This window comes from Microcystis sp. BLCC-F210 (assembly GCF_042134685.1).
GTDB classification, from domain to species: domain Bacteria; phylum Cyanobacteriota; class Cyanobacteriia; order Cyanobacteriales; family Microcystaceae; genus Microcystis; species Microcystis aeruginosa_D.
In genome coordinates, this window is the sequence record NZ_CP169647.1 from 1,601,715 (window position 1) to 1,626,343 (window position 24,629).

Consider the following 24,629-nt stretch of genomic DNA (forward strand, 5'->3'; position numbering starts at 1 on the left):
AGTAGGTCCGATGACCAAAGCTCCCTTTTTCCTGTTTATCTGCTTGTTTTTAGGGGTTATAGGCGGTTGTAATCTCAATAACCCCGGTTTATCTACAGGAACCCTCAATAGTCGCTATAATGACGAAAAACCTGCCCTGAGCGGTGATGGTCGTTGGCTGGCTTTGCTGTCTAATCGTCGCGGTAGTAATCAGATTCTGCTGTATGATTTGCAGACAAAACAATACCAAGACCTAGGGGGATTATATACGGGTCAAGAAATTACCGATAGCCCTAGTTTAAGCCAAACGGGGCGTTATCTGGCTTATGTGGTGATTATTGAAGGTCGTCCCGTCATCGCTTTATATGATCGCATTACCGATCGTTCTGAGTTATTGAGTCAAAATTATCGCGGTTGGTTGCGAAATCCCCGTCTTAGTCCCGATGGTCGTTATCTTGTCTTTGAGTCAGCTCGTCGGGGACAATGGGATGTGGAGGTTCTCGATCGCGGTCCGAATATCGAGTTAGATCTTCCCGATGGCAGTCCCGTTGAAAGTCCCAAACCGTGAAACGTTATTTTTTTATTAGTCTTGTTGCTGTCATTAGTTTGTTAACTGGATGTGCGGGTTATCCCAGTTTATTGTCTTTTCCTTTCGATCGAGGGGGGAGAAGTTTAAATAGTGCTGCTAGTGAATTAACTCCCTATCTTGCCTCTCGCTATCTCGTTTTTGCCTCCGATCGCAATGGTTCCCAAGCTATCTATCTTTTTGATGCCATCGATCGCCGTTTATTGCCTTTACCCGGCCTAAATTCTCTCGATCAGATCGCTTCTAGTCCTTCCATTAGTGAAGATGGTCGTTATATCGTTTTTACTGCTAGTCGTCAGGGAAAAACGACTATTTATCTGTATGATCGACAAACTCAACAGAGAAGGGAAATTGCTCCCGATCTCCTCGCGGAAGTACGCAATCCGATCATCAGTGCCGATGGTTCTAAAGTGGCTTTTGAAGCGGCAAAAAATGGGCAATGGGATATTATGATTTACGATCTATCCGGACGGGTATTAGTCAATGAAAATCAGTGATTATGGCTCTTCGTTACTTGTTATGGTTCGATAGGGTGGCATAAATCGACTAAATCCTTATCTGGCAAGGGATTTAATTGATTAGTTCGCTCTAGATCAAAAATAATTGACAAAAATCGCTAAATGCCTTTCTATATAAGGGTTCCATCCCTTATAATCTCCGTGCATTGCATAACACAAAACGAAGAACCGTGATTATTAAGTAATAGGACAAAATTAACTTCTTAGTTAGGAAAGGCAAAAGGCAAGAGGCAAAAGGCAAAAGGTAGTTAGATATATATAACTAATTGTGTTTAGCTACTTATCACCGCCACCAAGAAGAACTTTTTTTAGCAAACCCTATCTTAAACCCATAGCTTTTAGTCGATGTTCTAGAAACTGTTTTCCCTGTTTTTCGCCGTCAGCGATCAGACGCTGGATATTGGCAGGAGAGCGATCGAGTTTACTTTCATAGTTGAGACTATTGGCTAATTCCGCCGACATTTCGATCATAGGAATATGGTAATTCTGATCGGTATCTTCTGGGAAAGATTTAGGAATTTTTAATGGTTCTGTTAATCCGATCTCGCTCAAAAATTCCTCTTTAAAGGCTCCTTTGAGAAATAATTGATTGATCAACTCAATCTGATCGAGACCTTGAAATAGGGAAACATTGCCTTCTAATTCATTACGGCGATCAGCAATATCATCGGATTGCACGGGGATCTTGTCTCTGGAGGTGGGATTAATTTTAATTACCCAAATTTCATCGGGAATATTTTCGATTCCAACAAATTCACGGCGAATTAAAGAACGGATAGGGGGATTATCAGAAAACAGTCCATCCCAGTAGGCCATAGTTTCAATAGTGACAGCAGGAAAAATGTTAGGAACACAAGCAGAAGCTAGGATATGTTCAATTTTAACTGCTTCTTGGCGCGAGTTAAATTTACTTAATTTTCCTGTTAGGACATTACAGGCCCCAATTAATAAAATTGGGGGTTCTGGTTTAGCTCCCCAAGTGGCTAATTCCGAGAAGTCAATATGCGCTCTTAGTAACTGATCAAAGTTGGTAAAGCGACTGCGTAAACCGTAGGTAGCTATAGAAAATAAGGTTTTAGTAATTGGAGAGGAAGGACTGAGATTATACTGGGGAATTAATCCTTTGCTGGCTAATTCTAGAGCTTTAATAGCTGAGTCATTAAATAGTTGTTCTTGGGGAGTTCCAGCGCTATTATCTTCCCAAAAATCAATCATTCTTTTCCAAACGACGCTATCACCTTTTTTGAGAGCATACCAAGTGAAAAAGGCACAGATAGCACCTCCAGAAGTACCACTGAGACTGACAATATTAAAGTAATCTTGCACTTTATTGTCAAATAATGCTTTCAAGGCGCCGGCAGTAAAAGCAGTTTGACTACCACCTCCCTGACAAGCGATCGCGATTTTGGCTTTCATAAATATCCTTGTCTCCTGAATGGCTTCTATCTAAGTCCTAGGACTTTAATTTAAGGTTAACTGAAAACCTAGAATCGGATGCAAAAATATAGAAATTTTTCTGATTTTCAGAAGAGCTGATCGGGAGATTTTGCTATCACTTCTAGAAAAGGATAGGATTTCAAGGGAATTGTCTAGGTAATTAGCTGAATCCATCAGCCTGCGGCTATATCCAAGCGATAATAACTAGAAAAACTGATAACTGATAACTGATAACTGATAGATTAAATTACCGTCCCGTCGGGAATAGTGGCATTTTTGAAAATAACCACGATGCCGCTGCGAACATAGAAACCTAAATCTTCGCGATTAGATTCTTCCACACGATCTTTGTTAACAATTAAAACATTGGAACCAATGCGAGCATTTTTGTCCACAATTGCCCGACGAATAGTGGAACCGGGGCCGATACCCACGGGAATTTTGCCATTTCCGATCAGACTTTCCCGTTCGGGGAAAGACTCATAAAAGTCCGATCCCATCAGCATTGTATCCTCGATCGTGCAGTCTTTGCCCACTCGACTACGAATACCTAAAATCGAGTGATGGATGCGAGATTCTTTAAGAATACAACCTTCAGAAATCATCGATTCTGTCACCGTACAATTGAGCATTTTTGTGGGTGGCAGATAGCGAGAACGGGTATAAATGGGTGCTTTTTCGTCGTAGAAACTAAAGGCGGGATTTGGTTGTTGGGTCAAGGCGAGATTCGACTCATAAAAGGCTTCAATCGTCCCGATATCTTCCCAGTAACCCTTAAATAAATAAGCCTGGAGATTGTAATCTTTAGCCGCCGAGGGAATAATTTCCTTGCCAAAATCGGTCTGTTCTTTATTGGCATCGAGCAGATCGATTAAAACATTCTTTTTAAAGACATAAATTCCCATGGAAGCGATGTAGGGACTTTGACGAGCTTGGTCGGGACTTAAGCCTAAAATCGTCGTATCTACCCGCATTCTTTCCAATTCTGCCCCTTTGGGTTTCTCATAAAAATCGACAATTCGCCCCGAATCATTGATTTTCATCACCCCAAAAGCGGAGGCGCGACGTTCATCGATGGGAACCACCGATAAAGTGATATCGGCGTTAGTTTCCCGATGGCGTTCGATGAACTTGCTGTAGTCCATGCGATAGAGATGATCTCCGGAGAGAATGAGATATTCATCGATATCCCAATCCTTCATCGTCCAGATATATTGTCGTACTGCGTCGGCTGTGCCTTGGAACCATTGAGGATTCTCCATGGTTTGTTGAGCCGCCAAAACTTCCACGAAACCATCACTAAAACCCGTAAAATTATAGGTACGATTGAGGTGACGATTGAGGGAAGCGGAATTAAATTGCGTCAACACATAGATTTTGTCAATCTGGGAGTTAATACAATTGCTGACGGGAATATCGATTAGGCGATATTTTCCCGCTAGGGGGACGGCAGGTTTGGCCCGCAGTTTCGTTAACGGATAAAGGCGAGTTCCAGCCCCGCCACCCAAAATAATAGCTAATACTTTTTTCACGCGCGTAACCCTCGCGATTGGCTGTTTCCTTCTCAAAGTAAGTGTAGGATGATAGCGCACCTTATTGATAGAGGGGAAACAAAAATCTAGATCTAAAAGTCATCAAGAGGGAATTGATCGGAGTCTTTGCGGATAAATTCGCTAAAATCATGAATTTTTGGGCTAAATCATTAATATTCACCTTTTTTCTCCCTTTACCGTACCTGGTGACTGCCACGGTGACGGGCGATCGCTGTTCTTGGTTAGCCCAAGGTTCCGATGTACAGACTTTCGGTAAACAGGGCCAAAGCGGGAAAGCTGGCAAGGTCGGCGGCCAAGGCAAGAATAGTGACAGTTTAACCCTTTTTCTCGATGGTTCTCCCCTAAAACTCGATATTTCAGGACAAAAAGGGGTCGATGGTGAAAATGGCAGCAACGGCAGCGATGGTAACTGTAGCGGTCAACCTAGCAACGTCACCAGAAATCTTCAGGCTGCCGGTGGTGGCAACGGTGGCAATGGGGGTAATGGTGGTGATGGGGGCAATGGCGGCGCTTTAACCCTCTATGCTACTAATTTAGATTTTTTAAGACAAGTAACGGTCAATGCGGCCGGAGGTGCTGGGGGTTTTGGGGGTCAGGGAGGTCAAGGGGGCAAGGGTTGTCGCTGTTCCCAACCTTTCTGGACAATTCAAACCTGTAGCGGTAGGCCAGGGGATGCCAATTATAGCTGTACCACCAGAGAATTTAGCTGTCAGGATGGTCTGGATGGGGCGACGGGTAATAGTGGTCGTAACGGTCGCGAGGGACGTTTAGGACAGTTAACTTTAATTCAAATCGATCGCCCTTTAACTGCCGATCAACCGAGCGCAACTGTTCCCCTTTCGGAGTTAAAAGAACGGGGTTATATTCTCTCTAAAAATAGTTGGGAAACTCGCACCGGGGCAATGTCTTTATTTTCTCCCGGTTCCCTGATCGATGATCAATATCGGATTTTAGTAGATCGAGTGGAACGTTCTTTTATTTTAATTTGGAATGCGCCCCAGGAGTTTAACCGATTTGCTAATCAGCGTTTTACTTTAACCCTTGATTCTCAAAAGGAAATGAAGATAACTGTCCCCAGTGAATTGTGGATCGAGGGAACCACTCAAAAACGCAATAATGTTACGGAATTTGTCGTTTACAATGCTGTTTTTGAACGAGATGTCACCCAATTAGAAGCAAAAGGTATTACAGGAAATGGTACTGATTTAAGGCTTTTTCTCGAAGATAAAGCTTCCCAATCGAATTTAATTGGCACTAAATTTAAGGTGCGTTATCGCGTCACTCGTTGGCAAGCAGACGACCTGCAAACCAGTCCCAGAACTGATTTTGTCACTCGCTACGAAGGAGATATGCCTGCTAATTTAGTCCGACAGGAGGGCAATCAATTTATTCTGGATATCGGTCAATTACCTTTACCTGTGGAATCTTTGCGATCGGGTACGGGGGTAGAAATCGAGTTACTTGCTACTCGTTCTTTTGCTGGTTATTCCAAAGAACAAAAAATCGTCATCCGCGACACGATTAGAGGGGCAAATATACCACGGAGATAAGTCAAAAAAGTCCTCTTCTCCTTTCTCCGGTGCAGTCTTAACCAGTAATTTAGATAGTCAACTTACCAAAAGGCTCTAAAATATCTTGAGAGGAAGACTGGTTATTTTCTGGGGTTCACCAGAGAATGTCCCGATCAGCGAAAAAATCAAGGGAAAGATGGGCAGTATTTTAAGTGTGGCGCCGATGATGGATTATACCGATCGCCATTTTCGCTATTTTTTGCGACAAATTAGCCGTCGTCCCCTTCTCTACACGGAAATGATCACGACGATGGCGATTAAACACGGCGATCGCTATAAGTTGCTGGGGTTCTCCCTAGCAGAAAAACCTCTAGCTTTGCAGTTAGGGGGTGATAATCCCTATCTTTTGGCAGAATGCGCTAAAATAGCCGAAGATATGGGTTATGACGAGGTAAATCTCAATGTGGGTTGTCCTAGTTCTCGGGTAAAAGAGGGCAATTTCGGTGCTTGTTTGATGGCTAACCCGGAATTAGTCGCGAGGGGAATATCGGCAATGAATCAAGCTGTATCGATTCCCGTGACTGTAAAACAGAGAATTGGCATTGATGATCAGGATAGTTACCAAAATATGGCCAATTTTGTCCGTATTGTCGCGGATGCGGGTTGTCAACGTTTTACCATCCATGCGCGGAAAGCTTGGTTACAGGGATTAAGTCCCAAGGAAAATCGCACTGTCCCCCCCTTACGTTACGATGATGTTTATCGCCTAAAAAATCAGTTTCCCCATTTGTTTATTGAAATTAATGGCGGTATCATTAATTTAGAACAGGCTAAACAACATTTACAATTAGTAGATGCAGTTATGATCGGTCGGGCAGCCTACGATAATCCCTATTTATTTGCCACAGTCGATCGAGATTTTTATGGGGAATCGGTTACTCCTCCTACCCGGGAAGAAGTAATCAAAAAAATGCTTCCCTACATCGATGAGTGGGTGAGTAAAGGTTATAAATTACACCAGATCAGCAAACATCTTTTACAGCTTTTTGCCGGTCAGCCAGGAACTAAGGCCTGGAAGCGTTATATTAGTGAAAATAGCCATTTTCCTGGGGCCGATTCTGGGCTAATCTGGCAAGCTTTACAGCAGGTAAATTCCCTAAATGATCTGGCCAATTCCCATTAATTTATTTTCTTTTCTATGATTACCCAATCCTCAATTACTGCCGGGGTAAAAAATTCAGCTATGGCGGATTTTGTTTATCAACCTCCCCCGGCAGCTATCACAGCTAAACGTATTTTAATTAAACCTAATTTAGGTTATCCTGTGCCACCACCGGTAACGGTTAGTCTGCCGGTATTAAGTCAAGTTTTGCGAGGATTGAGAGGGGTAAATCCTGGGGCAGAAATCATCTTATTAGAGGGAGTTTGTTCTGCTATTTCTTTGAGAGAAATTATCGATATTTTGGAGGTAAAATCTATTCTCGATACTGGAATAACCATCCTTGATGCTGATAGTTTACCCCAGCAAGAATATCCGAATCTTTCTCCTTTTCCTGTGCGTTTTCCCTCGATGTTTGCCCCTAAAATTATCGAAGAAGTGGATTGTCGGATCACCATTGGAACCTTAAAACGCACCCATTTAAAGGATAAACCCTTGATTTCTGCTTCTTTAAAAAATCTCTATGGACTCTTTCCCCGTAGTCATTATAAAGCGCGTAGTCCTAACTCCCGGGGGCAATTACATCGCCCTTCCGTACCGCTAATTTTACAGGATGTTTATTTTTGTATTGGTCATCTTTTTGATGGGGCAGTGGTGGACGCTAATCTCAAATATTTTAGTAGCAATTGGCGCCCAGATCGAGGAAAATCTATTCCTCTCGGTCAAGTGTTTTGGGGTGATGATATGATTAGCGTGGATCGCAGTGCTTGCCTGTTAGGTAATGAACCAATGCCAAGTTATTTAGATGCGATCGATTTGCTTCGTTCTCAACTTTTAAACGGAACTAATTAGGGTTTACTGAAAAAGTTTGTTGGTGGGGTTAGGAGTCAGGAGCCGGTCGTCAGGAGGGGAAGTCAGAATAACAGAATGACCTCGCGCAATCCTGTTTAAAAAATATACAGGAGAGTGGGGATCACCGGAGCGGGGGGAACAATCCATAACTGGGTTTTTACGGAAGCGAGCGAGGTGCGTTTGGCATTCTCCTAGATTAACCCATTGTCGAGTGAACTACTCTTTACCTTGCCCAAAAACCCCCCTCGGTGAGCGGTTATGCGTCTATCCAGATGCTGCCGTCTTCGATGCGAAGGGGATAAACGGGTAAAGCTTGGGGTTGAGAAACTGCCGCCATCGCTTTGTTAACCACAGGGGGCCAGGTAATCCAGTCTTTGACAGCACCACTACAGAGATCAAACGAACTACGATGCCAGGGACAAACGATCGCGCCGTCCTCGGTAATTTTGCCCTTCGTCATCGATAATTTTAAATGAGGACAACGGTTGCCGACGGCGTGGAATTGACCGTTATTATTAATCAAGAGAATGGAATTTTCCCCCACTTTTACCACTTGACGGGCGCCGGGGGCAAGGGAATCTACAGATAATACTTTTGTCCAACTCATATTTTTATTTAACCAAGGGAGAGATCGAGAATGGTTTCGGGGTAATTTTGGGCAATAATGTCCTGTTTAGCCCATTGTTGGTAATCTTGCAGCAATTGACTCATTAAACGCTGTTTAATCCGCAATAAAACCCCTTTTAAGAGACTATTACCGGCGATTTCTAACAGCGGACGCGGGGTTAACCATAATGGTGGTGGTAGGGCAACTTTCACCTCAAGATTGGCTTTTCCCGCTAGATAGGTTTGATTATTTTTTTCCACAGGAGCGAGTTTGCCTTTAACATTGAGGCTAAAGCGATCGTTGATATAATCAATACCTTTGATCTGACAGTCTTCTGATTGCAAAAATATCGTCCCCCCAGAGGTAGCCCAGACATTGAGGATAACCGTGGGCTGAAAATAGTACAAATCCAAAAAGTTTAGGGGACGCATTTTCAGTCGAAACCTATGCTCAGACAAGTGTTCCGTTAAGCTATTCTCAACGATAGCCTGTACTAATCTTTGCGGTTGACGCAGATAATGCTGAATCGGGATGGTTTGTTCAGCAACAACAATTTCTAGGGATTCGGCAGCGGTAAAAGTTACTTCCATACGTTGGTTATCTTAAATTTGTCTCCCTTCTTAATTTTACTTTACAAAACTTATGCTTTTCGACGATCCAGATGTAGAAATTTTACCGCTAAGAGGGGACACAAACCAGATTTTTGCCCAAAGTTGGGCTTTTTTCAGTGATCAGTGATCAGTGAGGGGTTTTAAGTCAAGAGTGGGGGGGAGCGGGCAGCAATTCTCATCTTAAGGTTTCATGACATTAAAACCCTTGCACCTAGAGGGGTTAATAATTCTTAACGAATCTCTAGATCGCTGAAACAACGCAAAATCCTTTCAAAATGAGAATTGCTGCCCCAACTAGGCCTACAAGAGCGGCATCGCACTTTAACCCCACATTCCGCACCCTAGTCGTTGAAATCAAAAGTTGCTCTAGCCCTTGTATAGTAAGACTTTTAGCGATTACTAAGAATTATGAAGTGTCACACTCTAGTCAGCGATCGCCAGCTTAATGAGAGTTTATCTCAATAATTTGGTATCAGAGCTATCAGATTTTTAGGGCTAATTGTGCATCTGCTAGACAAACAAATTAGCCTGTAATTCAGAGCCAGCAATCGTTTTGACGATTTGGATAAAATTTTCAATGTGACACTTTAGGGTGCGGAATGTGGGTTAAACCCACAGCTTCAGTCCATGGGCATGGTGCGTTCCCCAAAATCGATCGCTGGAGCGGTAGGACTTGCATTAGGGAACGCACCCTACAAGATCGGCGATTGCGCTGAATACGGTCGGTGTGCAACAGTATTGTTAGCCTTTCGGTCGAACTATAAATTGCAGCAATCTATAAAGCCATCCAACCACATCAGGAAGAATTTGCTCCCAAAGTTTCTTAAAAACTTCAGCAATCAATTGCCGAGTTTTTTTAAAGGAAAGTATGAGAACTACAATTGATATTGAAATTCCTAGTAAGAAGCTAGTAATCGGACTTGAAAACAATTTATGAATGAAGTTAACAACTTGATTAAAGCTAAAATCACCTCCGATTCCCTCAGATTCTGGTTTAGAGTAATTTTGCTTTAAGAATTTAATGTTGTCCAATACGTTAGAGGACTTGAGCGTTTTATCATTGATAAGATGTATTAGCTTACTCTGTCCAGCTTTGACTATAAGACCGTAACTTTGATCCTTCAGGTACTTGGGATATACATCGTAATTATTTTTAAGAACACTATCTGTCTCCAAAATACCTTTTAATATAATGTAGTCGCTACCATAAGCTCCTAATAAATCGCTCTTTAATGCAGCAATCGCTTCAGGCCGAGACTGATAAGATTCCAAACTTTCATATCTTTTGTCTTTAACAAGCCAATCATAAGTAGTGGTTCCTGAGACTACTCCAACCTTCAAATTTCCCAACTCTGCCTCATTTTGAGAAACTTTTTCAAGGTTATCCTTTTTTGCTAATAAGCTTATACCTGTACTAAAAAACGGATCTGAAAATTCAACTTCCGTATTATATTGAATTGAATTCGCACCACACTCAACATCTATCAAACCTTTTATGACACCATCAAATCTCTTACCTTGAGATAAATTGACAACTTGAGTCTTAGTAAGAGAAATGGCATTGACTTTGCTATCTATTTCTAGAGGAGAAAGGTTTTGATTTTTCCGAAATTCTGATTTTAGATGGTCTTTCAGGTCTGCAAAAATTTGATCGGCAAAAGTATTACAGAATCCATTGTAGGTTTTTGAAGTGGGAAGAACTGAATTTGGGTCTATAAAGCTGATTGGATATGATTGTACTCTGAATCCAATCCTTAGCTCATTTTTTCTTCCGTCAATAAAATCTTTGATTATATCAGCACTTGGATTTGTTTGTGCCAGTAAAGTATTGTCAATAACCGAGTTAGCAATGATACAAAACAAAACCGTTAAAATTAAAACTCTTGAGAATTTAAAATACATGGCTTTAAGCATGAGTCAATAGTTAGTGTATCGGTAAAAATGACTTTCTAGAGTATCTCGCTCAGATGAATAGTCCTTAGTGCGTTACCCTGCTAAAACTTGAAGGCTAACTACATATTATAGGTCAACTTTCTGTATAAAACTCTGCAGCGTAACGATATGGCTCTTCTGGTTTCTGTGTGGAAACGGGGTCTATACTGATAGTTTGTTCAGCAAAATAGTCCTAAAAGTCTTTCCAGGTAAATATTTCACGATTCTAAGTACCTAAGCAAAATTAATTACACATATCTAACCCCCTCTTGCCTTTTGCCTCTTGCCTTTTGCCTATCTTTACTAGGAAATTAATTTTGCACGACTACTTATAAGCAAAAATTATCACACAAAGTCGAGAAGAGCCACGATATGGGTCAACTTTCGGTATAACAATCCATTTAGGCGCAATCGCCGGAACTTTTCCCTATATCACCCCCAAAAGCCTGTTAGCCAGATTAGCATATTGCCAAAAACCTTGTTTAACTAAATTCCTGACAATTTAGGCTCATTCTAGCGATAATTCCTCTGTCTGACCACACCCCTTGACAAAAATTTATAATTATTCGACCTTTAGCGATCGCTATCAGGGGATAGTTGTTTTTTGTTACAGCAGTGGGGAGAAGGGAGCGGGTTTTTCAAGTGGGATTGGCAGTTAATCATACTATTAAAAACCGATTCAGTATAATGAACCCGTTATGCCGTGTCCCTACAGATAGAATTCAACGGCTCTAGCATTCGGCGCGTCACGGAATAAAAATGCGTCTTGCGCCTTGATAATCTTCAATATCAACTACAATATCAACCAAACGGTTAACGCAACGATCGCGATAATCTGGCTCGGCAAGTAGTCGCTCAATATTACCGATTGTCACGACGGGTAATGATGTGGGGGTATTTTCCTCCCGCATCACTTGCTCCAGGGAATCTTTGCCTTTCATGCTTCGGTTAGCGGTGATCAGGATCATCTGATTGGCTTGGGCATACCGCCAAACAACGCGATCATCGCTCGTGACAGCTAACCCAACTTCTTCAAACAGAATAAAGCGAATCGAGATCAAGTCAAGCCAACCACTCGCAGCAAGGCTCCCGGCGAGGACAACAGAATGTCCTCGTAAGTTATGATCAACTAGAAAATTCATGCCCGTGATGCAAACTTGGCTTTTTCCGCTTGAAGTTTTGCTCGAATGGCTTCTGTGCCTGGTTTTGGCGGCTTAGCAGCAATACGGGCAACTCGCTCACGATTTTGTTCTTCGTAATACTGTCGCAATTCTTCGGCTTCCTTCAGGACAAGCTGATACTCTGCCTCAACTTCCGCACGGTATGTCTCAATATAAGATAGCGCAGCATTTACCTGCTCATTAGTAAGATCAAGCATGGCACGGATAAACTTTGGTGGATAGTGTTCCGTTACGTAATCCATCACATCGTAGAGGGTGATGCGAGTACCTGCGATCGTTAATCCTCGCTCTGTACGAATGATATCAGTTTTTCCATTAGATGCTGGAGCCATAGCCAAAGCCTCCTAATATCTGCGTTCACTGACTTGTATTCTATCAAAAATATAAGGGTGAGCTACGCCCACCCTTACACTGGTCGCTCAAACACCCGAATTAACAGGTTTGGTCAGAATGACTCAGATTTATCGAGAATCGTTGAATATCGGCAAATACGCCTACAAAAACGCATAAACGCTATCCCTAATTATACACTTATTCAAGTGCTCGTCCAAGTGTCATAAGCTCTTCTGCATCTGAAGGCTTTTGAACTGGTGATATGTCTATCACAATAATATGAGGAGAATTATCATCTGCTGGCGGCAATGCCCTCACTTGGGCTTGGATTTTTCGAGATGCGATTACCCGTCGGATACTTTCAGCTATTTTTAATGCTTTTTCGTCAATCAGTCTCTGGAAGAACTCTTTTAGCCGCCTGTGAAGCTCGCTATTTTTATAGCCATCACTGAAGGATTCCCCAATTGTCTTGTCCAATACGAAATAGCCAACCGCTGCGATCAGCCCAAAGAGTTCAAGAGAACCTGGACGAGCCGATTCTAACAACAATCGTTTATGTCGATAATGTCTGAGCCTCTCAAGACAGGCATCTCTTTCAACTGACCTAATTTGCAATGCTGTTGCAGCCCGTATGACATCATCTCGATCTGAGTCATAAGTAGTCATGCAAAATTAATTACCCAAATAAAAAATTAAGAAGTATAATACATGAAAAAACGAAGTAGCAGGAAAATACAATGAGATTGATTAGAGACCTAAACCCCGAGAGCCAGAAAATGCTAGAGAGAATTTATCGAGCTAGTAAACATCATCAAGTAAGAGAGCGAGCGAAATGTATACTCTTAAGTTTTCAGGGAACCACGATAGAAGAATTGAGCGGAATATTTGGAGTTACGAGAAAGACCATCTATAATTGGTTGACGAACTGGGAGGATAGAAAACTAATTGGTTTTTATAATCGTCGAGGAAGAGGGAGAAAACCTAAATTGACAGAAGCCCAAGGTCAACAAGTTATTGACTGGGTAAAAGAAGAACCGAAAAGCTTAAAAAAAATCCAGATCAAAATTGTAGAAGAATGGAAATTAACCATAAGCAAAGACACGATAAAAAGACTAATAAAAAAAATCAACATGAGGTGGAAAAGGGTGAGAAGAGGGTTGGGCAAAACCCCTGATGAGTGGGAGCTTGAGGTCAAACTACCTATTTTAGAAGAACTCAAAAAACAGGAAAAAAGAGGAGAGATTGAGATAGGATATTTGGATGAAATGGGATGGGATTCAAAGCCTTGTATTCCTTATGCTTGGCAAGAAGAAAAAACCATGATAAAGTTACCAACAATTGAAGGTAAAAGACTAAATATTTTAGGAATAATGAAACGAGATAATCAATTATTTTATGAGACACAGGTCGGAACGGTTACTAGCGAGATAGTTATCAATTTTCTGGATAAATATTGCCAAAATATACAGAAAAAAACTGTCATAATAATTGACCAAGCTTCCATTCATACCAGCGATGCATTTATCGAGAAACTTGAGGAATGGGAAAAGAAAAACTTGAAAATATTTTGGTTGTCCACTTATTCACCTCATTTAAATTTAATTGAAATATTATGGAGATTTTTAAAATATGAATGGATTGAATTTAGCGCCTATAAAGACCGAAAAAGCCTCCTCGCTTACGTTAAAAAAGTGCTGGACAATTTTGGAGGCGAGTATGTAATTAATTTTGCCTAGGTACTTATACCGCAGACTCAACCACATCTAATAATTTCAGCACATCCCCAGAGTCAACTAACCCTTCTTGTTGCCTTCCTTGAAAGTGAAGTTGAATTTGTATATCAAATCTTGATGCCATCGTCACCTACAAAGATTTAAGAAACGTATCAAATTTGGTCACCGATAAAATGTATTTGCATACGCCCCCAGTAGTGGGTTAAGCGGCTTAACGCTCCCCCTGAGCGGCAGGCAGGAGAACTGAAGGCGAAACTGAGCGTTTTGGGAGGCCTGTCCACTGGGCTTATTCTAGCGATGATTCCTCTGTCTGACCTCCCCCTTGACAAAAATTTACAATTATTCGACCTTTAGCGATCGCTATCGGGAGATAGTTGTTTTTTAGGCGATCGACTTGGCGAAAATTTATCAATCAGATGTAATTATTTTAGATATAGGGATGCCTGTCTTAGATGGACACAGCGCCGCTATTCAAATCAAACAATTCTACCCTTATATTCGCATTATCGCCTATAGTTCCTTGGCAAAGCTTCCAATGGAAAAAAATAATCAAAGTACAGCTTTTGACCTATACTACCCTAAAGATATATCTTCCCAAGCTCTGATCAAAGCGATCGATGACTTGGGAAAATTAGCACAATCGGACAAAGATCAATTCCGTCGAGTCGGATAGTTAACTAAGTTTTTCTTCAGGAAAAGTTGCTTGAAACTCATCGAGTAATTCATCCAACTCCTCAAGAGCTTGATTAACATCCAATCTCAGTCCCCCAATGTCGGGTTTATCGCGCAATTGCAGTAAATAATCCCGTTTATTAGCCATTTGTTGCACTTTATCGATCAAGCTGGTTTTATCCATAATTCACCCTCTGGTACTGACTGCGATTATATATCAGTCGGCCTGGATCAGTAATCAGCTATAGAAGGACGCTACGGGTGCTAAAAAGAAAAAGAGAAACTGGGGACAAACCCTGATATTCTAAACCCGCAAGGCTCCTAAACTCATACCTCTTTCATTCTCCCTTGAGGGACTTGTGATGATTATTTCCCAATCCAGCAACGGGAAAAAACTGGTTATTTCCCGTTATTTCCCCTTAGTGATCGCCTTTAGTGCCAGTTTGCTCCTGACTACTCCCCCTGCTTTTGCTGTTGAATCCATGACCTCCACAGGTTTTAATCCTCAAACTATTCTTTTCAATGCCTTAACTTGGGTGGATAGTTTGGGGTCTGTGGGAGCGATCGCGTTTATAATTATCTATATTCTGGCTACTGTGGCCTTTTTTCCGGGTTCAATCCTGACTTTAGGGGCTGGTGTGGTTTTTGGCGTGGTTTTAGGCTCTTTTTACGTCTTTATCGGGGCAACTATCGGCGCCGCTGCTGCTTTTCTGGTGGGACGTTATTTAGCTAGAGGTTGGGTGGAAAAAAAAATTCAAGGTAATCATAAATTTCAAGCTATCGATGAAGCTGTGGGGAGAGAAGGCTTAAAAATAGTGCTTTTAACCCGGTTATCTCCCGTATTTCCCTTTAATCTCCTCAATTATGCCTATGGTGTTACTGGGGTTTCTCTGAAAGATTATCTACTAGGTTCCGTGGGTATGATTCCGGGGACGATAATGTATGTCTATATTGGTTCTTTAGCGGGCAGTCTTGCCACTATCGGCACTGCAACACCAGCCACTAACCCAACTTTACAATGGACTATTCGCCTGATCGGTTTTATCGCTACCGTTGCTGTCACCCTCTATGTCACAAAAATTGCTCGTCAGGCCCTGGCATCAGTTATCAGTGAATAGTAATCAGTTATCAGTCGGGGGTTGGGGAAGTGGGGGAATGGGGAAGTAGGGTGTAGGGTGTGGGGAGAAAAAAGCCGCCTCCTGACTCCTGAATCCTGACTCCTCAAAACCTAAGACTCTGCACCTCACAACTATGGGAATTGCTATAACTGCTTTAATAAACCTCTTGCATAATTAATTTTTCAGGGTTCAAAAACGGCAAAAATAAGAATTAAATTGCATAAAATCTGTAAATAGACCATTTAACTGATTATCATTCATTCTTAATTCTCCTGACTACTGACTACTGGCTACTGACTCCTAACCCTAACAACAATTTTTGATTTTTACAAGAGGTCTAATATGTTTGAAAATAGCTCTAAAAAAGTTGATGTTCTCCCCATGGACAAACATAATCAAAAATTAGTTAATTATGTTCATCCTGCCGATTGGCTCAATCCACAACCCCAAGATTGTTATGATTTAGTCGTCATTGGTGCGGGTACTGCGGGTTTAGTCGTAGCGGCGGGGGCGGCGGGTTTAGATATAGGTTTAAAAGTGGCTTTAGTGGAAAAACACTTAATGGGGGGCGATTGCCTCAATTTTGGTTGTATTCCTTCTAAATGTCTGATTCGTTCCTCTAGAATTATCGGGGAAATTGAGAAAGCCAAAAAATTAGGAATTGATATTGGGGATACTAGAGTAGATTTTGCCAGAGTAATGACCAGAATGCGGCAAATTCGCGCCGATATTAGCCCTCATGATTCGGTGCAACGTTTCCAAAAACTAGGTATCGATGTCTTCTTGGGTAGCGCTCGTTTTTTAGGACAAAATGCCGTGGCAGTGGAGGGAAAAACCCTCACTTATAAAAAAGCCGTTATTGCCACTGGTGCTAGGGCCTTTCATCCCGATATCCCCGGACTACAAGCGGCGGGATTTTATACCAATGAAACAATTTTTTCCCTCACAGAATTACCTCCCCGATTAGCTGTTATCGGTGGCGGGCCGATTGGTTGTGAATTAGCCCAAGCTTTTCAAAGGTTAGGCGCACAGGTGATTTTATTTCATAATCATTCCCATCTTTTGAATAAAGAAGACCAAGAAGCAGCCGAAATTATTGAGAATACTTTCCTGCGGGAAGGAATGCAATTAATTCTCTCTTGCCAAATTGAACGGGCAAGAAAAAATGAGCGGGGTAAAACCATTGAATACACTAGCAACGGTCAAGGAGCAACTATCACCGTTGACGAGATTTTAGTCGCTGCTGGCCGGGAGCCTAATGTGTCAGGATTAAATTTAGAAGCGGTGGCCGTGGAATACGATACTCGTCGGGGAGTTAACGTCAATGATTATCTGCAAACTACTAACCCGAAAATTTATGCGGCCGGTGATATCTGTATGGATTGGAAATTTACCCATGCAGCCGATGCAGCCGCCCGTATTCTGATTAAAAATACTCTCTTTTCTCCCTTCGGTTTCGGACGCGATAAGCTCAGTAATTTAGTTATGCCTTGGGTCACTTATACCGACCCAGAAATCGCCCATGTGGGTATGGATGAAACCCAAGCACAGACCCGGGGATTGGTCAGTAATACTATTAAAATTCCTTTGAGTATAGTCGATCGAGCTATCACTGATGGGGAAACGGATGGTTTTTTAAAAATTATTCACAAACAAGGTTCCGACCAAATTTTAGGGGCTACTATCGTCGCTGCTCACGCTGGTGAGATGATTTCCGAAATTACCACCGCTATGGTTGCCAAAATCGGACTGAGTAAACTCTCTACTGTTATTCATCCCTATCCCACCCAAGCAGAAGCGATTAAAAAGGCCGCCGATGCCTATCGTCGAACTCTCTTGACTCCTAATAGTAAAAAACTCTTGGAATTGTTGAGTAAATTATCGCGTTAAAATGAATGATTGCCACCAGACAGAACTACGGCAGAACTTTGAACAATTCTGGCGGGAAGCAGCCGCGCAGTTGGGAAACCCCCAATCCCTCACCGAACGGGGGTGGGGTAAATGGCAAGAGTACCAGTTGGAGAAATACCAACCGCTTTGACTCAGTGGAAGTCAAACCACTTTCCTTTCGTCTTGATGGAGTCTTTCTGCTTCAAAATAATAACCCGAGATTTTATCGTAATACTAAATCCGTTGAGTATAGGTAACATATCAGGATAGGCAAAAGGCAAGAGGCAAGAGGCAAAAGGGGGAATAAATAATCAGTTTTTAATAACTGGATTTAGTATAAAACCGGGGTTGGGACGAGGATAAAGTTATCCCCTCACCCAACCTTGTATATTGAGAGAGCTGGTAGACCGTCCCAACCTTGGTCGGAAAAGACCGCTTCGTAGCAAGGGTCACCACCATAATCTCCCTGACAAAACTCGAACAGTCGCCGGGGTCGTGGCGAAAACAATCAATTGTTAAGCTAAGAGACCGTATCGGGCAAGGATGAGTAAAATCAAGGGGATGCTCTCCAAAATAACCATCAATTCTGCTTGCTTTAGTTAGGTTCAATCATGGAAAATATCTCTCAATGGGTAGGCATTGACATTAGTAAAGCGACCCTAGATGTTTACCTCCGTCCGATGGGTAAAGCGATGAAAGTTGCTAACACAAAGGAGGACATATCTAAACTGGTCGAAACCCTAAAATCTTAGGCTCTTCGGTTTGTGTCATGCAATGTACGGGAGTTATAAGGGATGGAACCCTTATATAGAAAGGCATTTAGCGATTTTTGTCAATTGTTTTTTATCTAAAGCGGGCTGATCAATTAAGTCTTTTGCCAGATAAGGATTTAGTCGATTTATGGCCCCTATCGAACCATAACAAGTAACGAAGAGCCAAATCTTACACTGTCAACCTCATCGTTCTGGAAGCGACAGGAGGTTTAGAAACTGAACTGGTGATTCAATTACAAGAAGCGGATTTACCTGTAGCCTTAATTAATCCCCGTCAAGGAAGAGACTTTGCTAAAGCCACTGGTAAATTAGCCAAAACCGATGCCATTGACGCTCAAATTTTAGCTCATTTTGGCGAGGCAATGCAACCACAAATATTAGCGGTTGAGTCGGAAGAATCTCGTCAATTGGGCGACTTAATTAGTCGTCGCCGGCAACTTGTCGAGATGCGGACTGCCGAAAAAAACCGACGGGAACGCGCTCGCGGTAAAACTTTGGCCGATATCGAAGCCCATTTAGAGTATCTCGATAACTGCCTCGAAAAACTCAATCAAGAAATTGAGGAAGTGACCCAAGCTAACCAACAATGGCTCGAGAAAGTTAATTTACTAAAAACCGTGCCGGGGATTCGACAGCAACTCCTTGATTGTTTTTTGAGTTACCCCTTGACAATCAAGACAGTCGCTAATTACCAACGATTTAAGAAACCGCCACCATTACCCCAGCGCGGTCGGGAATTAAAGAAACCGCCACCGTCAGACCAACCATTACGCCAGGGCCGCCCATTAACGAAACTGCCACCGCGCCCATCTACCCAACCACCAGCACGACTATTCCCCCAACCGCGACCGCGACCATCTCCCCAGCCTAAAGCTTGTAAACTGGGATCGGCAGTACCTTCCGGCAGTTTGTTAACTCGTTCGCGTACAGCGCTAGATAGACGACTTAAACGCGCCTCAATGGGATTAGCCTCGTCTGAGGCGGCCTGGGCGGCACTAGTCAGACCGAAGGCAGATAAAGCGAGAAGAAAGCCGACTAAACCAGTTTTATTGCTGATATTCACCTGAATTTATGCTCCTATTTGGCTTCTTGGGGATTAATTTGGGCGTGTTCGATAACTTTGAAGGCAAAAAACCCTTTTAATAATTCTGGGGGGATGGGAACCATGCCTTGACTACCGAACCAGCGGTCGATTTGACTAACGGTAGCCGTATCATTGGTGATGTAATCCTGCATCATTTTAACAATGGCATAGTTGACATCATCCAAAAAAGTAGAGTTATTTTCAGGAACCATGCAAGCAATGCCAAAATTAGCTAGAGCTTCTTCGGGGACAATTTCGTAGATTTTAGGGTTATCTCTGAGGATTGTTCCCGCTAAAGAAATGCTATCCCCTGCTATTGCGTCGATTTTACCGGTTTTTAAAGCTTCGATCGCTTCTTCTACGGTGCTGTAGGTAGTAACAATTGTCGCTTGCGGTTGTACTAATTTAATCACATCCACGGCCGCGGAAGTGGGAACCAAGGCGATGCGTTTACCGATTAGGGATTGAGGAGTGGAGAGATTGCTTCCTTTTTTGGCTAAAATCCTAATCCCAGAAATGCTGTAACTGATGGAAAAATCGACCACTTTCGCCCTTTCCCAAGTAAAAGCCGTACTACAAGCGATATCTATTTCCCCGCTACGAATGAGATTAATTTTCTCTCCAGGTTGGTTAGCTTCAATCATTTGCAGGGTGACGGGACGACCGAGACGAGTTTCCAATCGTTTTCTAATTCGTTCCAACACATCCATAGAATAGCCGACTAATTCCCCCTTATCATTGATGTAGGAGTAGGGAATTGCATCAAAACGGGTTCCTACGGTCAAAAATCCCGTGCGAGCCACTTTTTCCACCACTGTTTCCGCTAAACTCGCACTGGCGAGGAACATAGGTAATATACAACCTAGTCCCACTAACTGTAAAATTTTCTTCATAAATCGAGTGCTTACTCCCGTACAAACATAACTATACTAGAAGTCGCTAAAAAATCTTCAAGGTTTCCATAATAATTTCTGTGAACTTTTACAAATTAGATGGCGGTTCAAGGCGAATTAATTGGCCGTTACCTTCATCGGTGAGCAGGTATAAAAATCCGTCGGGACTTTGACGCACATCCCGCACCCTCTGACCGATGGGAATCACTTCTTGATTGATAATTTCACCCGATTTATCCACTTCCAGACGGCGAATATCTCTGGAAACTAAGCCACCGGCGAATAAATTTCCCTGCCAATTAGGAAAGCGACTACCAGTATAAAAGACCAATCCCGAAGGAGCAATCGCTGGTGTCCAAATTATTTTCGGATCGATCAAACCAGGGCGAGATTCTTCGAGGGAAACTGGGTTATTAGTGCCGTACTCTTGACTAGCAGAAACCACTGGCCAACCATAATTTTTACCTTTTTCAATTAAATTTAATTCATCCCCTCCTTTCGCTCCGTGTTCTGTTGCCCAGACTCTTTTAGTCATTGGATCGAAGCTGATTCCTTGAATATTCCGATGACCATAACTCCAAATTTTAGAACCACCAAAAGGATTATCTTTCGGTATAGAACCATCGTCATTGATGCGGATAATTTTACCTAAATGACTTTGCAGATTTTGGGACTGTTTTCTAATTAAATCTCCCCCTAATTGTAGGGGAGGATTACCCCCGTCCCCAATCGCTACCAATAAAGTGTCATCCGGTAGCCATAATAACCGCGAACCGAAGTGTTGAGAGCCGGTTTTTGTCTGGGAAACTTCAAAAATAACCCGCAGATCTCGCAAACTTGCACCATCATAAACCGCACGAGCGACGCGGGTACGATTAGCCTTCTGGTCTCCGTGGGCATAAGTTAGATAAATCCAGCGATTTTGGGCAAATTGGGGATGAATTGCCACATCCAGCAGTCCTCCTTGTCCGACGGCAAAAACTTCGGGAACTCCAGGGATGGCTTTTGGGTCTAATTTGCCCTCTCTAACCACTCTTAAACGACCGGGGCGCTCTGTGATCAGGATTTCCCGGTTAGGTAGCCAAACCATCGACCAAGGATGCTCTAAACCCTCGATTACGGTCACTTTTTGCCATTGATTTCTCTGGGAATTATTGGCAGAAGTTAATACACTTGAACCTTGACAACTGGAGATAATTATGGTAAGGAAAACGCTAGATACTAAAGGCGAGAAAATGCGATTGAGAGAATTAAGCATGAGTTGGTAACTTCCCAAGTTTGCCATGGCATAGACATCATTAAGGTTGGTTCGGGTTAATTGCTCGTACAAACTATTTGACAATACCTCTAATTTTAGCTTTTACTTTTTCAATGAATGAAGAAGAATTCACATCGTGGAGATGTTGCTTCCTCGCTTTACTTAGGATTGATGCCACTAAACCAAAGGAGGACTGAGAAGAAAAAATCAAATCATTGCAACTGGCTAACAAATACATATCCATTAATGCTTCTATGCCATTTTGAACGCGATCGGGACACTGATCCCAGTTCTGGTGCATTCTTTCTCCCGATGGTGGAAACCATTTTGGTGTGGTGATAATATTTGTGAATTCCTGTTGAAATTTCTCAACAACTTCTTGAGAATCTGTGGACAAGAAAATGCTGTTAAATTTATTGTTTTTGTTGATTTTTTTAGTAGTACTAATTAGCTTATCTAAAGGAATCTTCATATCTGTATATCTGACATGAACGCCTAGGGTATTCACTCCCAAGCGAGATGATTTAAAATCTTCAATAGGCTGAACAATTTCAGGTTTCAGTCTTAGATGAGAGTTTAATACCTGTTTGATAATAGTACGATCATCCATTTTTGCCAAGTAATCGAACTTTCCATGAAAAAGTTGTCTCATCTGGTTGATTTTATGAGTATAGGCACAGAAAACCAGAATCTCACTCTCATAATTTGTTCTAGATAATTCAACCGACATAGATTGATCCGAAATCCTTAAATCTTTTCTTAGTCCACCAAAAGATTGATCTAACTTATCAATCCATATCTCAGGATAGACAGACTTGCTATCAGGTATAGATTCTACTGAACTTGTCTTTGGACAGTTAAAAAATAGAGGGAAGGAGTTGATATCGTCATGACAATAAGTATTATCTCGCCAATCAATAACTAACTGGCGATTACTAATTTCACTATAGATTATTGCACCACAGGCGGCCAGAATTCGGTTTCCCATGCCAGAGGAACCTTTACAAATCAGAAACTTTCTAGAGCTATTCATATTTTCTATTAAGTATCTACTAAACTATAAACCTAGGCGACGGCGAGTTTTTTTGAAACTAAAGGGGGAGTGAACCATAAATAGCTTCACAAATTCTAGTCGACTTTGAAGGTCATGATATTTTTTCAGGTAGTAAAATAGTGCTTCTAAATTAATAGAAATGCCCTTTCGATACAGGTAATGCGCTAATTCTACCCCACTAATCTGATTTTTTAAGAGGTCAATTAACTCAAGACTGGTAGGTAAGCTATTGGGGCGGAATGAGGAACTATAGGCAGAGTTTACCCATGATGGTTCTTTACCTTTGTAATTTTTAGATTCTGGGTGTCCAAAACCAATATTATAGATCAAAGAAGTTTTGGGAATGAGATGAACCCGATTTTGATACAAAGATGCAAGAGTAAGAGTAATAACCCAGTCAGTTTGCTCATTTCTCTCTAGCCAGAATTGGTTTATTATAGTCATTTTTGTTTGCACGGTGGCGGGTATATTATAGAACTTTCCAAAAGGATTATATTGTTTTGGCTGATTGATGAGAGCGATATCATTCCAGCGATCGGCCCAGATACCGAATCCCCAAGAAAAGACTCTATGAGAGAGGGCAAAATCCTCTTCGATCAAATGATATGCTTGTTCTGGAAAGGCTGCATATCCGCTAATCGAAAAGATTTTTTTATGTTCACGGTATGCCTCTAGCAGACGGCACATACTATCATAAAAATATGGATTGGGAAAGTTATCATCTTCCAAGTAAACAACAGATTCATAAGTGGATAGTACTTCTGTTAAAGACAAAATGATATTTTGATCACAGCCCAAATTTTGTGGTCTTAACCTTATATCTACTGGAATTTTACTAGAGAACTCTTGCAGTAAAGCAATTGTTTGATCGATCAGGGGTAGATCCCGTTCACTTCTTGGCCCATCCACATAGGCAATGATCTGACGAGGAGATAGAGTCTGTTGGGTTAAACCCTTTAAAACTTCCTTGAGTAGATCGGGACGAGTAAAAACTATTAAAATAACTGGTGGCAAAGAACTAGGTAAAGGCACTTCATCAAGAGACATTGCTAAACTTGTTAAATTCATAGACTACCGCAAAATAAAAATTTCAACATCTGCACAAATCATGCCCAATATGGTAACACCTTAATTTGAGTTTGTCAAGCTTAATCACACTTCGATAACTCCCAGCTAGAATTTTTTGACCTTAACTTGAGAGAACACTTTTATTATAATGTTCGGATATTCTATCTCCTTTTCATGACCACTTATTAACCGTAACTTCCTATCCCTAGATAAAATTTTACAACCATAATCAGCGATTACTAAAAATCATATCCTTAAAAACCCCTATCGGTCATTAAAGAGATAGGGGCTAATTATTTTAGATACTTTCCGTTTTTTCTGACTTGCTTTTATAAATATCTTGAGTCAGATAGCGGATACGAGATTTCAGAAATTCAGCGACTCCATAAACTTCATCAAGACTGTCTATATTGGTGGTTGCTTCTTTACCAGTTTCGACGTTATCGGGAATACTGATTGATTTCTTGCCAGTTTTTTTGAACCACAGACGACAGACTGTTTTGGTTACTTTTCCATCTAAGTTGATACCAAAATAACTTCTAGTGTCTTTGTATTGAATGCGTGCGGTATTGATTTCTTCCCGTAGAATTGATTTAATAATGTAAAATACTTCCAGTTTTTCGGGATTAATTTCAGGTTCCTCTGGTTTTTCTGGTGGAGGCTCTCGTACTACTGATGTATTAGCAGAATTTGGTTCGGGTTCTTTTCCTAAAACTTCCTCAAATTTTTCTGGTTCTTCCGAACTTACACTGTAGAAAATTCCCCAAGCTCCCTCTCAGTCCAGCAATGCTCTAAAGTTGATAAATATCAATCTAACAAAAACTCAA

The 24,629-nt window shown here is 41.7% G+C and carries 24 protein-coding genes and 4 pseudogenes; 13 read left to right on the plus strand and 15 right to left on the minus strand.

What is annotated here, in order from left to right; genetic code table 11:
* The first annotated feature begins 10 nt into the window (after positions 1 to 10).
* Both ACE3JL_RS07635 and ACE3JL_RS07640 read left to right on the plus strand, forming a co-directional pair.
* Positions 11 to 547, plus strand: coding sequence for a biopolymer transporter Tol (locus ACE3JL_RS07635; protein ID WP_271992496.1), 537 nt, complete (start codon positions 11 to 13; stop codon positions 545 to 547).
* Positions 544 to 1,062, plus strand: coding sequence for a TolB family protein (locus ACE3JL_RS07640; protein WP_002789939.1), 519 nt, complete (start codon positions 544 to 546; stop codon positions 1,060 to 1,062). The genes ACE3JL_RS07635 and ACE3JL_RS07640 overlap by 4 nt, the downstream gene beginning before the upstream one ends.
* Before the next feature lie 339 nt (positions 1,063 to 1,401).
* Here ACE3JL_RS07640 and ACE3JL_RS07645 read toward each other — a convergent pair whose 3' ends face one another.
* Both ACE3JL_RS07645 and ACE3JL_RS07650 read right to left on the minus strand, forming a co-directional pair.
* On the minus strand, positions 1,402 to 2,499 hold the full coding sequence (locus tag ACE3JL_RS07645; protein ID WP_271992848.1) for a patatin-like phospholipase family protein: 1,098 nt from the start codon (positions 2,497 to 2,499) through the stop codon (positions 1,402 to 1,404).
* A 263-nt stretch (positions 2,500 to 2,762) separates the two neighbouring features.
* A complete protein-coding gene (locus ACE3JL_RS07650) occupies positions 2,763 to 4,052 on the minus strand; it encodes a glucose-1-phosphate adenylyltransferase (protein ID WP_271992849.1) in 1,290 nt (429 codons plus the stop codon).
* A gap of 206 nt (positions 4,053 to 4,258) precedes the next feature.
* Between ACE3JL_RS07650 and ACE3JL_RS07655 the strand changes: the two genes are divergently transcribed.
* The 3 genes from ACE3JL_RS07655 to ACE3JL_RS07665 all read left to right on the plus strand — a co-directional run bounded on the left by ACE3JL_RS07655 (position 4,259) and on the right by ACE3JL_RS07665 (position 7,595).
* Positions 4,259 to 5,623 carry a collagen-like protein gene (locus tag ACE3JL_RS07655; protein ID WP_375329593.1) on the plus strand — a complete coding sequence of 455 codons (1,365 nt, stop codon included), beginning with the start codon at positions 4,259 to 4,261 and terminating at the stop codon, positions 5,621 to 5,623.
* Between the two features lie 157 nt (positions 5,624 to 5,780).
* Positions 5,781 to 6,767: a tRNA dihydrouridine(20/20a) synthase DusA gene (gene dusA / locus ACE3JL_RS07660; protein ID WP_375329594.1), complete on the plus strand. Its 987-nt coding sequence runs from the start codon at positions 5,781 to 5,783 to the stop codon at positions 6,765 to 6,767.
* 15 nt (positions 6,768 to 6,782) lie between these two features.
* Positions 6,783 to 7,595 carry a DUF362 domain-containing protein gene (locus tag ACE3JL_RS07665; RefSeq protein ID WP_375329199.1) on the plus strand — a complete coding sequence of 271 codons (813 nt, stop codon included), beginning with the start codon at positions 6,783 to 6,785 and terminating at the stop codon, positions 7,593 to 7,595.
* Between the two features lie 256 nt (positions 7,596 to 7,851).
* Here the strand turns inward: ACE3JL_RS07665 and ACE3JL_RS07670 are convergent, their stop codons facing one another.
* From ACE3JL_RS07670 to ACE3JL_RS07695, 6 genes are all read right to left on the minus strand, one after another.
* On the minus strand, positions 7,852 to 8,202 hold the full coding sequence (locus ACE3JL_RS07670; protein ID WP_002731942.1) for a Rieske (2Fe-2S) protein: 351 nt from the start codon (positions 8,200 to 8,202) through the stop codon (positions 7,852 to 7,854).
* A gap of 8 nt (positions 8,203 to 8,210) precedes the next feature.
* On the minus strand, positions 8,211 to 8,792 hold the full coding sequence (locus ACE3JL_RS07675) for a DUF1997 domain-containing protein (RefSeq protein ID WP_375329200.1): 582 nt from the start codon (positions 8,790 to 8,792) through the stop codon (positions 8,211 to 8,213).
* Between the two features lie 762 nt (positions 8,793 to 9,554).
* Positions 9,555 to 10,727: a hypothetical protein gene (locus ACE3JL_RS07680; RefSeq protein ID WP_375329201.1), complete on the minus strand. Its 1,173-nt coding sequence runs from the start codon at positions 10,725 to 10,727 to the stop codon at positions 9,555 to 9,557.
* Positions 10,728 to 11,491: 764 nt separating this feature from the next.
* A complete protein-coding gene (locus ACE3JL_RS07685; protein ID WP_375329202.1) occupies positions 11,492 to 11,887 on the minus strand; it encodes a DUF5615 family PIN-like protein in 396 nt (131 codons plus the stop codon).
* Complete coding sequence (locus ACE3JL_RS07690) at positions 11,884 to 12,258, minus strand: DUF433 domain-containing protein (protein WP_375329203.1); 375 nt, start codon at positions 12,256 to 12,258, stop codon at positions 11,884 to 11,886. The genes ACE3JL_RS07685 and ACE3JL_RS07690 overlap by 4 nt, the downstream gene beginning before the upstream one ends.
* Before the next feature lie 199 nt (positions 12,259 to 12,457).
* Positions 12,458 to 12,925, minus strand: a complete 468-nt coding sequence (locus ACE3JL_RS07695) for a hypothetical protein (RefSeq protein WP_375329204.1) — start codon at positions 12,923 to 12,925, stop codon at positions 12,458 to 12,460.
* 71 nt (positions 12,926 to 12,996) lie between these two features.
* Between ACE3JL_RS07695 and ACE3JL_RS07700 the strand changes: the two genes are divergently transcribed.
* Positions 12,997 to 13,995: an IS630 family transposase gene (locus ACE3JL_RS07700; protein ID WP_375329205.1), complete on the plus strand. Its 999-nt coding sequence runs from the start codon at positions 12,997 to 12,999 to the stop codon at positions 13,993 to 13,995.
* A 382-nt stretch (positions 13,996 to 14,377) separates the two neighbouring features.
* A pseudogene (locus ACE3JL_RS07705) lies at positions 14,378 to 14,665 on the plus strand (response regulator); the annotation flags it as partial.
* Here the strand turns inward: ACE3JL_RS07705 and ACE3JL_RS07710 are convergent.
* Positions 14,666 to 14,848, minus strand: coding sequence for a hypothetical protein (locus tag ACE3JL_RS07710; protein WP_002763844.1), 183 nt, complete (start codon positions 14,846 to 14,848; stop codon positions 14,666 to 14,668).
* A gap of 178 nt (positions 14,849 to 15,026) precedes the next feature.
* Between ACE3JL_RS07710 and ACE3JL_RS07715 the strand changes: the two genes are divergently transcribed.
* From ACE3JL_RS07715 to ACE3JL_RS07740, 6 genes and pseudogenes are all read left to right on the plus strand, one after another.
* Positions 15,027 to 15,782, plus strand: a complete 756-nt coding sequence (locus ACE3JL_RS07715) for a TVP38/TMEM64 family protein (RefSeq protein ID WP_271992862.1) — start codon at positions 15,027 to 15,029, stop codon at positions 15,780 to 15,782.
* A 342-nt stretch (positions 15,783 to 16,124) separates the two neighbouring features.
* A complete protein-coding gene (locus tag ACE3JL_RS07720) occupies positions 16,125 to 17,672 on the plus strand; it encodes a mercuric reductase (protein WP_375329206.1) in 1,548 nt (515 codons plus the stop codon).
* A 1-nt stretch (position 17,673) separates the two neighbouring features.
* Positions 17,674 to 17,823 carry a hypothetical protein gene (locus ACE3JL_RS07725; RefSeq protein WP_375329207.1) on the plus strand — a complete coding sequence of 50 codons (150 nt, stop codon included), beginning with the start codon at positions 17,674 to 17,676 and terminating at the stop codon, positions 17,821 to 17,823.
* Positions 17,807 to 17,893: pseudogene (locus ACE3JL_RS07730) on the plus strand (DUF2887 domain-containing protein); the annotation flags it as partial. The gene ACE3JL_RS07725 and the pseudogene ACE3JL_RS07730, both read left to right, overlap by 17 nt.
* Before the next feature lie 390 nt (positions 17,894 to 18,283).
* On the plus strand, positions 18,284 to 18,424 hold the full coding sequence (locus tag ACE3JL_RS07735; protein WP_271989103.1) for a hypothetical protein: 141 nt from the start codon (positions 18,284 to 18,286) through the stop codon (positions 18,422 to 18,424).
* Between the two features lie 245 nt (positions 18,425 to 18,669).
* Positions 18,670 to 18,855, plus strand: a pseudogene (locus ACE3JL_RS07740) (transposase); the annotation flags it as partial.
* A 278-nt stretch (positions 18,856 to 19,133) separates the two neighbouring features.
* Here the strand turns inward: ACE3JL_RS07740 and grrA are convergent.
* From grrA to ACE3JL_RS07770, 6 genes and pseudogenes are all read right to left on the minus strand, one after another.
* Complete coding sequence (gene grrA, locus ACE3JL_RS07745) at positions 19,134 to 19,508, minus strand: GrrA/OscA1 family cyclophane-containing rSAM-modified RiPP (protein WP_375329595.1); 375 nt, start codon at positions 19,506 to 19,508, stop codon at positions 19,134 to 19,136.
* A 14-nt stretch (positions 19,509 to 19,522) separates the two neighbouring features.
* A complete protein-coding gene (gene grrP / locus ACE3JL_RS07750) occupies positions 19,523 to 20,422 on the minus strand; it encodes an extracellular substrate binding-like orphan protein GrrP (RefSeq protein ID WP_079208976.1) in 900 nt (299 codons plus the stop codon).
* 88 nt (positions 20,423 to 20,510) lie between these two features.
* The gene (locus ACE3JL_RS07755) at positions 20,511 to 21,680 is read right to left on the minus strand and encodes a PQQ-dependent sugar dehydrogenase (RefSeq protein WP_375329208.1); all 1,170 of its coding nucleotides are present in this window, start codon (positions 21,678 to 21,680) and stop codon (positions 20,511 to 20,513) included.
* Between the two features lie 73 nt (positions 21,681 to 21,753).
* The gene (locus ACE3JL_RS07760; protein WP_375329209.1) at positions 21,754 to 22,713 is read right to left on the minus strand and encodes a NodZ family protein; all 960 of its coding nucleotides are present in this window, start codon (positions 22,711 to 22,713) and stop codon (positions 21,754 to 21,756) included.
* 24 nt (positions 22,714 to 22,737) lie between these two features.
* Positions 22,738 to 23,802 (minus strand): sugar transferase, encoded by a 1,065-nt coding sequence (locus tag ACE3JL_RS07765; RefSeq protein WP_271989109.1) that lies wholly within the window; start codon positions 23,800 to 23,802, stop codon positions 22,738 to 22,740.
* Between the two features lie 298 nt (positions 23,803 to 24,100).
* Positions 24,101 to 24,532 (minus strand): annotated as a pseudogene (locus tag ACE3JL_RS07770) (restriction endonuclease); the annotation flags it as partial.
* Positions 24,533 to 24,629 lie beyond the last annotated feature (97 nt).